At 68.8% G+C, this 14,014-nt stretch carries 8 protein-coding genes and 3 pseudogenes; 5 read left to right on the top strand and 6 right to left on the bottom strand.

What is annotated here, in order from left to right; translation table 11 throughout:
• Nucleotides 1-49 precede the first annotated feature (49 nt).
• The 3 genes and pseudogenes from QUE79_RS16105 to guaB1 form a co-directional block, all read right to left on the bottom strand.
• Nucleotides 50-1,086 (bottom strand): annotated as a pseudogene (locus QUE79_RS16105) (hemolysin family protein).
• Nucleotides 1,083-2,479, bottom strand: a pseudogene (locus QUE79_RS16110) (hemolysin family protein). Before QUE79_RS16110 ends, QUE79_RS16105 begins: the two co-directional pseudogenes overlap by 4 nt.
• Before the next feature lie 137 nt (nt 2,480-2,616).
• Complete coding sequence (gene guaB1 / locus QUE79_RS16115) at nt 2,617-4,056, bottom strand: GMP reductase (RefSeq protein WP_286343962.1); 1,440 nt, start codon at nt 4,054-4,056, stop codon at nt 2,617-2,619.
• A gap of 139 nt (nt 4,057-4,195) precedes the next feature.
• Between guaB1 and QUE79_RS16120 the strand changes: the two are divergent.
• Nucleotides 4,196-7,941: pseudogene (locus QUE79_RS16120) on the top strand (multifunctional oxoglutarate decarboxylase/oxoglutarate dehydrogenase thiamine pyrophosphate-binding subunit/dihydrolipoyllysine-residue succinyltransferase subunit).
• A gap of 391 nt (nt 7,942-8,332) precedes the next feature.
• On the opposite strand, the gene QUE79_RS16125 reads toward QUE79_RS16120, so the two are convergent.
• The 3 genes from QUE79_RS16125 to QUE79_RS16135 are packed head-to-tail and all read right to left on the bottom strand — an operon-like array spanning nt 8,333 to nt 9,711.
• The gene (locus tag QUE79_RS16125) at nt 8,333-8,773 is read right to left on the bottom strand and encodes a GNAT family N-acetyltransferase (protein WP_286343963.1); all 441 of its coding nucleotides are present in this window, start codon (nt 8,771-8,773) and stop codon (nt 8,333-8,335) included.
• Nucleotides 8,774-8,803: 30 nt separating this feature from the next.
• Nucleotides 8,804-9,055, bottom strand: coding sequence for an anti-sigma factor family protein (locus tag QUE79_RS16130; protein WP_286343964.1), 252 nt, complete (start codon nt 9,053-9,055; stop codon nt 8,804-8,806).
• Nucleotides 9,052-9,711: a sigma-70 family RNA polymerase sigma factor gene (locus QUE79_RS16135; RefSeq protein ID WP_286343965.1), complete on the bottom strand. Its 660-nt coding sequence runs from the start codon at nt 9,709-9,711 to the stop codon at nt 9,052-9,054. Before QUE79_RS16135 ends, QUE79_RS16130 begins: the two co-directional genes overlap by 4 nt.
• 96 nt (nt 9,712-9,807) lie before the next feature.
• On the opposite strand from QUE79_RS16135, the gene aroA reads away from it, so the two are divergent.
• The 4 genes from aroA to QUE79_RS16155 all read left to right on the top strand — a co-directional run bounded on the left by aroA (nt 9,808) and on the right by QUE79_RS16155 (nt 14,009).
• Nucleotides 9,808-11,223, top strand: coding sequence for a 3-phosphoshikimate 1-carboxyvinyltransferase (gene aroA / locus QUE79_RS16140; protein ID WP_286343966.1), 1,416 nt, complete (start codon nt 9,808-9,810; stop codon nt 11,221-11,223).
• An 8-nt stretch (nt 11,224-11,231) separates the two neighbouring features.
• Nucleotides 11,232-12,308 (top strand): ribosome small subunit-dependent GTPase A, encoded by a 1,077-nt coding sequence (gene rsgA / locus QUE79_RS16145; RefSeq protein WP_286343967.1) that lies wholly within the window; start codon nt 11,232-11,234, stop codon nt 12,306-12,308.
• A gap of 120 nt (nt 12,309-12,428) precedes the next feature.
• Complete coding sequence (locus QUE79_RS16150) at nt 12,429-13,193, top strand: inositol monophosphatase family protein (RefSeq protein WP_286343968.1); 765 nt, start codon at nt 12,429-12,431, stop codon at nt 13,191-13,193.
• Between the two features lie 102 nt (nt 13,194-13,295).
• The gene (locus QUE79_RS16155; RefSeq protein WP_286343969.1) at nt 13,296-14,009 is read left to right on the top strand and encodes a phosphatase PAP2 family protein; all 714 of its coding nucleotides are present in this window, start codon (nt 13,296-13,298) and stop codon (nt 14,007-14,009) included.
• The last annotated feature ends 5 nt before the right edge of the window (nt 14,010-14,014 follow it).

Below are 14,014 nucleotides of genomic sequence, written 5' to 3' on the forward strand. Positions count from 1 at the left end.
GCCCTCGTCCGCGGACGGGAGCGACGCCCGCCAAGCGGGGGTTCTGCCGTCAGCGGCGCCGCGTGGCGTCCTGCACTTCGCCGATGAGCTCCTCGATGATGTCCTCCAGGAACAGCACCCCGCGCGTCGTTCCCTGCTCGTCGAACGAGCGCGCCACGTGCACGCCGGCACGGCGCATCGTCGCCAGGGCGTCCTCGAGCTCGGTCCGTTCGAAGATCGAGATCAGCTGCCGGATCCGCTTCGGCGGCACCGGGTCGGAGAACTCGTCGGGCTCGAGGTCGATCACGTCTTTCAGGTGGAGGTAACCGGTCGGCTCGCCCTCGTCGTCGACGAGCACGTACCGCGAGAAGCCGTTCTGGGCCACGGCCCGTTCGACCTCGGCGGGCGTCGTCGCCTCGCTCAGCGTCACCAGGGAGTCCATCGTCACGGCGATGTCGCTGACCCGCTTCTCGGTGAACTCGAACGCCGCCCGCAGGGTTCCCGTCGTGTCGAGCAGGACCCCTCGCGCTGCGACTGGGCGACGATCGTCTGCACCTCTTCGACGGTGAACGCGCTGGTCGCCTCGTTCTTCGGCTCGACGCCGAACGCCTTGATGACGGCGTTGGTCAGCCAGTTCAGGCTGACGATGACGACGCGCAGGATCCGCGCGATGAAGACCAGAGGAGGCGCCAGCAGGAGCGCGGCCCGGTCGGGAAGCGAGAAGGAGAGGTTCTTCGGCACCATCTCGCCGAACACCACGTGCAGGAACGACACCAGAACCAGCGTGATGACGAACCCGACCGTCTCGACCAGGCCGTCGGTGAGGCCGGTGAGGTGCAACGGCCCTTCGAGCAGGTGGTGGATGGAGGGCTCGGACACGTTCAGGATCAGCAGGGAGCACACGGTGATGCCCAACTGACTCGTCGCGAGCATGAGCGTGGCGTGCTCCATCGCGAAGAGCGTCGTCTTGGCCGCGCGGTTGCCGGCTTCGGCCTTCGGCTCGATCGACGATCGGCGCGCCGAGATGACGGCGAACTCGGCGCCGACGAAGAAGGCGTTGCCGAGCAGCAGCACGACGAGCCAGATGATTCCCCACCAGTCGCTCATCGCGCGTTCTCGCTCTCGCGCCTGCGCCGGTTCGGCGACGTCGGCTCTGCGGCCTCGCGCGCGGCGACCGCCGCCGCGACGTCTTCGGCTGCGACGGAGTCGTCGACCGTCGGGGTGAATCGGATGCGGTCGATACGTCGCCCGTCGAGCCTCTCGACGCGGAACACGCCGGCCTCGGTCTCGACGACGTCGGCCACCGCGGGGAGGCGCCCGAGCTCGCTCATCAGCCAACCGCCGACCGTCTCGTACGGGCCGTCTTCGGGAACCTTCACACCCGCTCGCTCGAGCAGTTCGTCCGGGCGGAGAAGCCCGGGGAAGGTGAGCCAGTCGCGCGACCGGACGACGTCGACCCGCGAGCGGTCGTGCTCGTCGGACACCTCCCCCACCAGCTCTTCGATCAGGTCTTCGAGAGTGACGACTCCGGCGGTGCCCCCGTACTCGTCGACGACGACCGCCATCTGGTAGCCCTTGCCCCTGACCTCACTGAGCAGGCTGTCCAGTTTCATCGTCTCCGGCACGCGGATCGCCTCGGTCTGCAGCGCCGACACCGGCACCTCGGCCCGTTTCTCGCGCGGCACCGAGACCGCCTGCTTGACGTGGACCAGACCGACGATGTCGTCGATGTCGTCGTCGGTGACCGGGAACCGCGAGTAGCCGGTGCGCCGGGCACGCTCGAGAACCGTCTCGGCCGAGTCGGTGCGCGAGACGCTCGTGACCCGCGGCCTCGGCGTCATGACGTCGGAGGCCGTGTGGTCGCTGAAGACGAGCGTGCGCGCGAGCAGGGTGGCCGTATCGAGGTCGAGGCTCCTTCGAAGGCGGATCGACGCACCAGCGACGAGAGCTCTTCGGCGGTGCGCGCCCCGGAGAGCTCCTCCTTCGGCTCGATGCCGAGAGAGCGCAGGATCGCGTTCGCCGTGCCGTTCAGGACCGCCACCGCGGGTTTGAAGACGGCCGTGAAGCCCACCTGGAACGGCATCACGAGACGCGCCGTGGCCACGGGGAGGGCGAGGGCGAAGTTCTTCGGCACGAGTTCACCGATGATCATCGACAGCAGAGTGGCCAGCACGATCGACACGATGGGCGCCACCACGTCGACCACGGCGAGGTTCGCCCCGAGCTGACGGAAGGGGTCTTCGATCAGCGTGGAGATCGCGGGCTCCATGGTGTAACCGGTGAGGAGCGTCGTCAGCGTGATGCCGAGTTGCGCGCTCGAGAGGTGGGTCGAGGTGACCTTCAGCGCGCCGATGGTCGTGCCGAGGCGTTTCTCACCGCGACTCTGCCGGGCCTCGAGTTCGGCGCGGTCGAGATTGACGAGCGAGAACTCGCTCGCGACGAAGAGGCCGGTGCCGATGGTGAGCACGAGGCCGATACCGAGCAGGATCCACTCGTTCACGAGAGGAGCCTTCCGACGCGGGCGGGAAGTGTGGGCGAGAAGGGTCTATGAGGGGGTCGTCCATTGTCCGGACAGTTTACGGGACTCCAGGCCGATCGTTCCAGCGTCTCAGCCGGGAATCCGCCAGGAGACTCGGGTCACCAGGAGACCGGAAGAGCCTTGCCCTCCTCGTAGCCGGCGGCGGACTGCACGCCGACCAGGGCGCGCTCGGCGAACTCCGGAAGCGACCTGGCACCCGCGTAGGTGAAGGAGCTCCTCACCCCGGACGTGATCATGTCGAGCAGGTCCTCCAGCGACGGGCGGAGCGGGTCGAGATAGATGCGCGAGGACGAGATGCCCTCGGCGAACAGCGTCTTGCGGGCCAGTTCGTACGGGTCGAGTCGCTCGAAGCGCCCCTGCACGGCCTTCGTCGACGCCATCCCCCAACTCTCTTTGTAGACCCTGCCATCGGCATCCTGGTCGAGTTCGCCCGGGGCCTCGATGGTGCCGGCGAACCAGGAGCCGATCATGACGCTGGCGGCGCCCGCGGCGAGGGCGAGGGCGACGTCGCGTGGGTAGCGGACGCCGCCGTCGGCCCAGACGTGGGCGCCGAGGGCTCTGGCCGCCTCGGCGGTCTCGAGCACGGCGGAGAACTGCGGGCGGCCGACCGCCGTCATCATGCGCGTCGTGCACATGGCACCGGGACCCACCCCGACCTTGATGATGTCGGCGCCCGCGCCGACGAGTTGGCGGACCGCTTCGGACGTGACGACGTTGCCGGCGACGATCGGCAGTCCGAGGCCCAGACCGGAGACCACCTTGAGGGCTCGGAGCATCGAGTCCTGGTGACCGTGGGCCGTGTCGAGGACGAGGACGTCGACTCCCGCGGCGGCCAGAGCCCTGGCCTTCTCGGCGACGTCCCCGTTCACCCCGACGGCGGCGGCGACGCGAAGCCGGCCGGAACCGTCGACCGCAGGCTGGTAGAGGTTCGAGCGCAGGGCTCCCTTGCGGCTCAACGTTCCGACGACGTGCCCCTGGTGGAGGACGGGAGCGAAGTCGAGGTCGGCCGCGACCAGGAGATCGAACGCGGCGCGAGGACCGTCTATGTCGTCGGCGTCGATCGAGGTCAGCGAGCCGTGCAGGAGGTCACCGAGCACGGCATCGCTGGAGGCCTTCGCGAGCCGCGTGGCCGGGATGCAGCCCACGTAGCGGCCGTCGGCCTCGTGCAGCACGATGCCCTGGCCCTCGACGGCCGGGAGCGTGGTCAGAGCCGCCTCGACCGTGTCGCCGGGCGCCATCGCGTACGGCGTGTCGAAGGCGACCGGCTGAGCCTTGACCCAGCGGATCGCCGCGTCGAGATCCTGCAGGTGCATGTCTTGGGGCAGGACTCCGAGGCCACCGCGACGTGCCAGGGTCGCGGCCAGACGCGGGCCCGTCACGGAGTTCATGTTGGCCGAGACGATGGGGATCGTCGCGCCCGTCCCGTCGCCCGGCGCGAGCGACACGTCGAGCCGGCTCGACACGCCGGATCGGCTCGGGACGAGGAAGACGTCGGAGTACGTCAGGTCGTGGGTCGGGGTCGTCTCGTAGAACCGCATGACATTCAACCTATTCCCTGTGGATGGCTCCCACCGAGCCATGTCAGAACGATTAGGCTTGTAGCGATGTGGGCGAGGTTCCCGAGGGTGCCGTCGACCACTGACTGATCAACAATCAACGGAGAGTGGGCGATCGGCTGTGTCAAGCCACGTGACCGGAACGACTGACGAAGGGGCCGCAGAATTCGGCGCCAACGAGTGGCTCGTAGATGAGCTCTACGAGCAGTTCGTCGTCGACAAGAACTCTGTCGACAAGTCGTGGTGGCCCATTCTCGAGAGCTACAAGCAGACCGAGGGCCAGGCGTCGAGCACGCCGCCCGCAGGCCAGCAGCCGGCGACCCCACCGCCGGCGTCCGCCTCCCCGCGCCGGCCAGCGCGACCGCCAGCCCCGTCGTCGCCGCGCGGACCACCTCGGCGCCCCCGAAAGAGAAGCCGATTCCGGCGGAAGCCCCGACGCAGGCTGCTCCGAAGAAGTCCTCCGGAGGCGAAGAACCCCAGGCCGAGCCCGCCAACGTCACCCAGCCGCTTCGCGGCATGGCGAAGAGCCTCGCCACCAACATGGACGCCAGCCTCACCGTCCCCACGGCGACGAGCGTCCGCACGGTGCCCGCCACGCTGCTCATCGACAACCGCATCGTCATCAACAACAACCTGAAGAGGGCGCGAGGCGGCAAGGTCTCGTTCACGCACCTGATCGGCTGGGCGCTCGTGCAGGCCCTCAAGAAGTTCCCCAGCCAGAACGTCTACTACGACGTCGTCGACGGCAAGCCGTCTGTCGTGACGCCGGCCCACATCAACCTCGGTCTCGCGATCGACATCCCCAAGCCCGACGGCACTCGCGCGCTCCTGGTCCCCGGCATCAAGAAGTGCGAGACGATGACCTTCGCGGAATTCGTCGCGGCCTACGAGGCCATCGTCAAGCGGGCCCGCGCCAACAAGTTGACCGCAGACGACTTCTCGGGCAACACCATCTCCCTCACCAACCCGGGCGGCATCGGTACCGAGCACAGCGTTCCGCGCCTCATGAAGGGGGCCGGTTCGATCATCGGCGCCGGCGCTCTCGAGTATCCGGCCGAGTTCCAGGGCTCGTCCTCCAAGACGCTGGTCGAACTCGGCATCGGCAAGACGATCACCCTGACCTCGACCTACGACCACCGGGTCATCCAGGGAGCAGGCTCGGGCGAATTCCTGAAGATCGTGCACTCGCTGCTCATCGGCGAGGACAACTTCTACGAAGACGTCTTCAACGCCCTGCGCATCCCCTACGCGCCCATCTACTGGAACCCCGACATCAACGTCAACCTCGCCGAGCGCGTGGGCAAGACGGCGCGGGTCCAAGAGCTGATCAACAGCTATCGCGTCCGCGGCCACCTGATGGCCGACATCGACCCGCTCGAGTACCGCCAGCGCACGCACCCCGACCTCGAGATCGAACGCCACGGGCTGACCCTGTGGGATCTCGACCGCGAGTTCGTCACGGGCGGATTCGGCGGCAAGCCGGGCATGCTCCTGCGCGACATCCTCGGGGTCCTGCGCGACTCCTACTGCCGTCACATCGGCATCGAGTACATGCACATCCAAGACCCCGCGCAGCGCCGCTGGGTCCAGGAGCGCATCGAGGTGCCCTACACGAAGCCCACGCACGACGAGCAGATGCGGATCCTCGCCAAGCTCAACGAGGCGGAGGCCTTCGAGACGTTCCTCCAGACCAAGTACGTCGGGCAGAAGCGCTTCAGTCTCGAAGGGGGCGAGTCGGCCATCTCGCTGCTCGACACGATCATCCAGGACGCCGCCTCAGCCGGCCTCCAGGAGGTCGCCATCGGCATGGCCCACCGCGGCCGCCTCAACGTGCTGACCAACATCGCGGGAAAGACCTACGGTCAGATCTTCCGCGAGTTCGAGGGCACCCAAGACCCGAAGACGGTCCAGGGCTCGGGCGACGTGAAGTACCACCTGGGTACCGAGGGCGAATTCACGAGCGCCTCCGGCAAGACCATCCCCGTCTACATCGCGGCCAACCCCTCCCACCTCGAGGCGGGCGACGGGGTCCTCGAGGGCATCGTCCGCGCGAAGCAGGATCGCGGGGTTCCTCTGGCCTTCGCCGTCCTTCCGATCCTGGTGCACGGCGATGCGGCCATGGCCGGCCAGGGCATCGTGGTCGAGACCATGCAGATGTCGCAGCTGCGGGGCTACCGCGTCGGCGGCACCATCCACATCGTGATCAACAATCAGATCGGCTTCACCACCTCTCCGTCGGAGGGGCGCTCGTCGATCTACTCGACCGACGTGGCCAAGACGATCCAGGCGCCGATCTTCCACGTGAACGGCGACGACCCCGAGGCCGTCGCCCGGGTCGCAGAGCTCGCGTTCGCCTACCGCCAGGAGTTCAAGCGCGACGTCGTCATCGATCTCATCTGCTACCGCCGACGCGGTCACAACGAGGGCGACGACCCCTCGATGACCCAGCCCATGATGTACAGCCTCATCGAAGCGAAGCGCAGCGTCCGCACCCTCTACACCGAGGCGCTCGTGGGTCGCGGCGACATCACGCAGGAGGAGTACGAGGGCGCGCACCGCGACTTCCAGGACCAACTCGAGCAGGCCTTCGGCGAGACGCACGCGGCGCAGACCGGGTCGATCCCGATCATCACCAGCGACGGCGGCGCCGTGGCCGACCTCGAGCGCCCCGCGGCTCAGCAGAACGACGACGCCGTCACGCCCGACGGCTTCACGACCGCGGTCGACGTCAGCGTGATCAACTCGATCGGCGACGCCTTCGACAACCCGCCTGCCGGCTTCACGGTGCACCCGAAGCTGCAGCAGCTCCTCAAGAAGCGCTTCGAGATGAGCCGCAGCGGCCAGATCGACTGGGCGTTCGGTGAGCTTCTCGCCCTGGGGTCGGTCCTGACGGAAGGAACGCCGGTCCGCCTCGCCGGTCAAGACTCGCGCCGAGGCACGTTCGTCCAGCGTCACGCGGTCCTGCACGACCGAGAGAACGGCCAGGAGTGGATCCCGCTCCAGAACGTCACCGACAACCAGGCCCGGCTCTGGATCTACGACTCGCTGCTCAGCGAGTACGCGGCCATGGGCTTCGAGTACGGCTACTCGGTCGAACGGGCCGACGCGCTGGTGCTCTGGGAAGCCCAGTTCGGTGACTTCGCCAACGGCGCCCAGACCGTCATCGACGAGTTCGTCTCCAGCGCCGAGCAGAAGTGGGGCCAGCGCTCCAGCGTCGTCCTGCTCCTGCCCCACGGATACGAGGGCCAGGGCCCAGACCACTCGTCGGCCCGGATCGAGCGCTTCCTGCAGCTCTGCGCCGAGAACAACATGACCGTCGCTCGGCCGTCGACGCCGGCGTCCTACTTCCACCTGCTGCGTCGCCAGGCATACGCCCGCCCGCGTCGCCCCCTCGTCGTCTTCACCCCGAAGGCGATGCTGCGGCTGCGCGGCGCGACCAGCGACGTCGAGGAGTTCACGAGCGGCCGCTTCGAGCCGGTCCTCGACTGCACGCGGGTGGGAGATCCTGATGCTACGAAGCGGATCGTCCTGCACTCGGGCAAGATCCACTACGACCTCTCGGCCGAACTCGACAAGCGCGGCGTCGGCGACGACATCGCCCTCGTCCGACTCGAGCAGCTCTACCCGCTTCCCGTCGACGAGATCCGAGCCGTCCTCGACCGCTACCCGTCGGCCGACCTCGTCTGGGCCCAGGAAGAGCCCGAGAACCAGGGCGCCTGGCCGTTCGTGGCCCTCGAGCTGGCACCGAAGCTGGGGCGGCCGATCACGGTGGCTTCCCGCCCCGCGTCGGCCTCGCCGGCAGCGGGTTCGTCGAAGCGCAGTGCCGCCGAGCTGACCGCGCTACTCGACCAGGCGCTGTCGCTCTAGCCGACGGCTCTCACGCGGGCCGCCGTCCCTCGGGGCGGCGGCCTTTGCGCTGCCCGCGCCCGCGCCCGGCACCTCCGTCCCCTCCGCCTCCTCCCCCTCTCCCTCCCCCACCCCTCCCGAAATCGAAGGGGATTTTTGGCGCGCGGCCTCCCCCGCCGCATGAAGTGCCTCCGAACAGCAGGATCCCCTTCGATTTCTGCCGGGGGTCAGCGGGAGCTCTGCGAGAGGAGCGGGGGTCAGCGGGAACGCGGCGACGGGAGCCGGGGGTCAGTGGGAGGAGTGGTGCGGCAGGGCAGGGTGGTGCGGCAGGGCAAGGCGGCGGGGCGGGCAGGCGGGGGCAGGGGCAGGGGCAGGGGCAGGGGCAGGGGCAGGGGCAGGGGCAGGCAGGCCGTCAGCCGAGCTTCGTGTAGCGCGTGCCCGACTCGTGGTAGCCGCGCTTCTGGTAGAAGCGATGCGCGCTGTCGGTGGCGGCCGCGGAGACCGCGCTGAGGCTCGACGCTCCGTGCGAGTGCGCCCACGCCTCGAAGTGCTCGAGCAGCGTCGAGCCGACTCCGGCCCGACGGGCGTCCGGTCGGACGACCAGCAGCAGCAGTTGCGCCGTCGGGGAATCGGTGTTGTAGGCCCACATGACGTGGGCTCCGGCCACGGCCCGGATGCGGCCGGCGTCGTCGCGCACCACCCACGTCTCGTGACCGGCTTCGAGCGTCAGGCGCTCGAGTCGGACGGCGAGAGTCGCGTCGTCGAGGCTGTAGCCGAGAGAGCGGATGAGGAGGACGAGGTCGTCGAGGTCGTCGGTTGTCGCTGGACCCAGCGGCTCCACGAAGGCAGTCATGCCCCGAAGCTACCGCACGAAAGCGAGGTGTTACGCGCTCTCGTGAGTGGACTGCAGGTCGCGCAGCTTGGTCAGAACCTGCAGTCGCAGGTCTTCGGGAGCCGCCTCCTTGCAGGCGCGCTTCACGGTCTCCGTCATCACGACGTTGACGTGGAACTCGCTCGAGCAGTCGGCGCAGCCGGCCATGTGCTCACGAATGTCGCGCGCGTCGTCGCGAGCGAGTTCGTTGTGCAGATACTCTTCGAGTTCTGCTTTGGCTTTGTCGCAACCGCAGTCGGTCATTTCTTGCTGCCCTTCGATGTCGTCCTGCCGGCACCCGAAGGGGCCGGGACCGCGATACCACGCTCGCGGGCGTAGTCGCCCAGGAGTTCGCGGAGAAGTCGGCGCCCGCGGTGGAGTCGGCTCATCACCGTGCCCACGGGCGTTTTCATGATGTCGGCTATCTCCTGGTAGGAGAAGCCCTCGACGTCGGCCAGGTACACGGCCAGACGGAAGTCTTCGGGGACCTTCTGCAGCGCGTCTTTGACCGCGCTGTCGGGGAGGTGGTCGATCGCCTCCGCCTCGGCGGACCGCGACGTGGTCGAGAGCGTGGCCGAGGTGGCCCCGCCCATCTGCCAGTCTTCGAGTTCGTCGATCGTGCCCTGGTAGGGGTCGCGCTGTTTCTTGCGGTAGGTGTTGATGAAGGTGTTGGTCAGGATCCGGTACAACCACGCCTTGAGGTTCGTGCCCTGGGTGAACTGCGAGAACGCGGCGAACGCCTTCACGTAGGTCTCCTGGACGAGGTCGGAGGCGTCAGCGGGATTGCGCGTCATGCGCATTCCGGCGGCGTACAGCTGGTCCATGAACGGAAGCGCCTGCTCTTCGAAGAGGGCGCGGAGGTCGGGCTTCTCGACCGCATCGAGAGAAGGTACTGGGGAAACGCCGTCGGAGGTGCTCATCAGAGCCAATTCTAGTTCGGCGACGCTGGGGGCATCAGGGGTGCAGACAACTGCCACGGGTACTCCTCCTCCGGCTTGCATTACCCTTGACAACCGATGCAGGTATTCAGGTATTCCGGTCCGGAGTTCAACCCCTACGACAGCGATCGCGAGCCCGAGGTCGACGAGGGCTTCTGGGTCGCGCCCACGATCACCGGCCCGGTCACCGCGACGCTGTCGCTTCCCGGGTCCAAGTCGCTGACGAACCGCGAACTCGTGCTGTCGGCGCTCGCGACCGGGCCCTCGATCCTGCGCCTGCCCCTGCACTCCCGCGACACCGCCCTGATGATCGACGCCCTGAAGTCGCTCGGCACGTCCATCACCGAGGTCGAAGGCGACGAGCCCTTCGGGCCGGATCTCGAGATCGTCCCGGCCTCCTTCTCCGGCGGCACCTCGATCGACTGCGGCCTGGCCGGCACCGTCATGCGGTTCCTGCCTCCTCTCGCCGCGCTCGCGACCGGTCCGGTCACGTTCGACGGCGACGAGGCGGCACGCCACCGGCCCATGAAGACGACCATCGACTCCCTCAAGGCCCTCGGCGTCGACGTCAGCGACGACGGCCGGGGACTTCTGCCGTTCAGCCTGTACGGCACGGGCGAGGTCGCAGGAGGCGAGGTGGCGATCGACGCGTCGGCCTCGAGCCAGTTCGTCTCGGGCCTCCTGCTCTCGGCCCCGCGGTTCACGAACGGGCTGACCCTGCGCCACACGGGCGAGAAGCTGCCGAGCCTGCCCCACATCGAGATGACCATCGACGCGCTGGCCGCGCGCGGCGTCGCTGTCGAATCCCCGGAGCCCGGCGTCTGGACGGTCCCGGCAGACGACATCGCCGGCCGCGACGTGACGATCGAGCCCGACCTCTCCAACGCGGCGCCCTTCCTGATCGCGGCGATCGTGGTGGGCGGCACCGTCTCCATCAAGCACTGGCCAGCCACGACCACGCAGGTCGGGGCCGACCTCATCGAGCTCCTTCCGCTCTGGGGCGCGAAAATCACCCGAGACGGCGACACGCTGACCGTCGACGGCGGCGACGGTCTGGTCGGCGGAGGGTCCCTGCCCGGGGTCGACGTCGACCTCTCGCGCGGCGGCGAGCTGGCCCCGGCACTCGTGGCGCTCTCCGCTCTCGCGTCCGGCCCGAGCACCATCACCGGTATCGGCCATCTCCGTGGCCACGAAACCGACCGCCTCGCAGCCCTGGTCGCCGAGATCAACGGCCTCGGCGGCGCCGTGACCGAGCTCGACGACGGCCTGCACCTCGAGCCGTCGCCGCTCCACGCCGGCCAGTGGAAGACGTACGGCGACCACCGCATGGCTCACGCCGCCGCTATCATCGGCCTGGCCGTGCCGAACGTCGAGCTCGACGACGTGCGCGTCGTCTCGAAGACGCTTCCCCAATTCGTCGAGCTCTGGGATGCCCTTCTCGGCCGCACCGTGACGGTCAGCCCGGCCGACACGAGCCTTCTCGGGTTCCTCTAGAGGTCCGGGTGTCCTGGTGGAGTGACGGCGACGACGCCGACGGCGCGGACGACGAACGCGAGTACGGAGAGTACGACGAGAGTTCGGTGCGCGTCCGGCCGAATCCCAAGGGCAATCGGCCCCGCACCAAGCAGCGGCCCGCCTACTCGGAGGCTGTCGAGGGCGTCGTGTGGACCGTCGACCGCGGCCGCTACGGGGTCCTGCTCGACGCCGGCACGCCCGACGAACGCGAGATCACGACGGCCCGAGCGCGCGAGCTCGGCAAGAAGTCCGTGGTCACCGGAGACCGCGTCGACGTCGTCGGCGACACCTCCGGCGCGGAGGGGTCGCTCGCCCGGATCGTCAGAGTTCAGGATCGCACCACCCTCCTCCGACGGAGCGCCGACGACAGCGACGCTGTCGAGCGGGTCATCGTCGCCAACGCCGACCAGATGCTGATCGTCGTCGCTGCGGCGGACCCGGAGCCCCGGCCGCGCCTGGTGGACCGCTACATGGTGGCTGCGTTCGATGCCGGTGTGGAGCCGATCCTGGTCATCACGAAGACCGACCTGGCCGATCCTGCGCCCTTCGCCGAGCACTTCTCCTGCCTCGACCTGCGCATCCTCACCTCGACGTCGGATGCCTTCACCCTCTCCGACGGGGAGGAGTCGGCATCTCTCGTCGCCCTTCGGGAGGTCCTGGACGGCCACGTGACCGTGACGGTCGGGCACTCGGGCGTCGGCAAGTCGACCCTCGTCAACGCGCTGACCGGTTCGCAGCGGGCCGTCGGCGTCGTCAACACGGTCACCGGTCGAGGGCGTCACACCTCGTCGTCGACCGTCTCGTTCAAAGTGCCTTCCGGCGGCTGGATCATCGACACGCCCGGCGTGCGCTCGTTCGGGCTCGGGCATGTGAACCCCGAGAACATCCTGCAGTCGTTCGCGTCGCACGCCGTCTTCCCCGACGGGTACACGCCCCCCGACGGCATTCCGCTCGACCAGGCGCACGACTGGGAGATCGTCGACCGCGTGGAGGCCGGCGAGCTCGGCGACGTCGGACGCGAACGACTCGAGTCCCTGCAGGCGCTGCTCGTCAGCAAGGGCTGACCTCCCCCGCCGTCGCTCGGGCGGGTTCCTGTCGGCACGGGCGCGCCGACGGAGGCCCGTCGCCCCCGGACGAGCCCGCCCACCCGATGTCCGGCGCGGCCACCTCGCTACGCTGGAGTCGTGGCCTATGAAGACGATCTCGCCCTTGCCCTCCTTCTCGCCGACGCGGCCGACGCGCTCTCGCGCGAGCGATTCCACGCGGCCGACCTCGACGTCTCGCTGAAGGCCGACCACACCCACGTCACCGACGCGGACCGAGCCGTCGAACGGGCCATCCGCGACCGACTCGCCGTCGAGCGTCCGGCCGACTCCTTCTACGGCGAAGAGTCCGGTCGCGCGGGCGAGGGGAGTCGCGAGTGGATCGTCGATCCGATCGACGGCACTGCCAATTTCCTGCGAGGCGTGCCGATCTGGGCGACACTCATCGCGCTCGTCGTCGACGGGGTGCCCGTCGTCGGTGTCGTCAGCGCGCCGGCGCTGCACCGACGCTGGTGGGCGTCCGCCGGCGGTGGGGCCTTCTCGCTCGACGGGCCGCTGCACGTGTCGGAGGTCGACTCGCTCAGAGACGCGTCGCTCAGCTACAACGGGCTCCAGTACTGGATGGAGGCCGGCCGGGTCGAGCAGCTCCTCTCGCTCGCGGGCCAGGTCTGGCGGACGCGCGCCTACGGCGACTTCTGGTCGTACATGCTCGTGGCCGAGGGCGCAGTCGACATCTCGGGCGAGTTCGACCTCCAGCCGTACGACATGGCCGCGCTCTATCCGATCGTGACCGAGGCGGGCGGTCGCTTCGGCGGGATCGACGGGGGCGACGGCATCTGGGAGGGCAGCGCCCTCGCGACGAACGGGCTCCTGCACGACGCCGTGGTGGCTGCCGTCGCCGTCTGATCTCCCGGCGACGACGAGCGCCGTGGTGACGACGAGCGCCACGGCGGGGCGCTCGACGACCGTCTTGGCGGTTTCTGAGAGACCACGCGAGATGCTCCCGGCATGGCAACCGTAGAACGCGACCGCGCGGCAGTGCGCGACGACCGTGGGATCCTGCACCCGCTCAGCCGCCCTGGCGACGCCGTCAGGTTGGCCCTCGCCGGGCTCGTGATCGTCGTGGCGTTCGGGCTGGTGCTCGCCAAGACCACCGTCGTCACCCGCGGCGAGCTCGACGTCGACCGGGCTTTCAGTCTCGTGCACGCGGCTCCGCTGACCAGTGTCGCCCTCGCCATCAATTGGCTGTTCAGCCCGCTGCAGGCCGTGATCCTGACCATCGTGATCGCCGGAATCGTGGTCTGGCGAACAGTGCGCCTAGTGCCCGCCGCCGTGTTCGCCACAGTGGTCGCCCTCGGCTGGCTTTCGAGCGCCGTCCTGAAAGCCGTCGTGCACCGGGCACGACCCGACGTCCACGCGCTCGCACACCCGTTCCTGCCGACACCCCTCGATTTCTCGTATCCGAGCGGGCACACCGTGTTCGCCACGTCCCTGGCGGTGGGTCTGTTCCTCCTGGCCCGGGGGACGCACTGGCGACGCTGGGCCCTCGTGCTCGGCATCGCCTGTGCCGTCCTGGTGGCGCTGTCCCGCGTGTACCTCGGAGTGCACTACCCGAGCGACGTCCTGGCATCGCTGATCTGGGCGCCGTGCGTGGCCGCTCTGGTGATCGTGGTCATCCACAGGGCAGGATCGTGGAACCCACGGCTCGAGCGGGGTCGGTAGCCTCT

Origin of the sequence: Frondihabitans sucicola, from assembly GCF_030296615.1 — a bacterium.
GTDB classification, from domain to species: domain Bacteria; phylum Actinomycetota; class Actinomycetes; order Actinomycetales; family Microbacteriaceae; genus Frondihabitans; species Frondihabitans sucicola.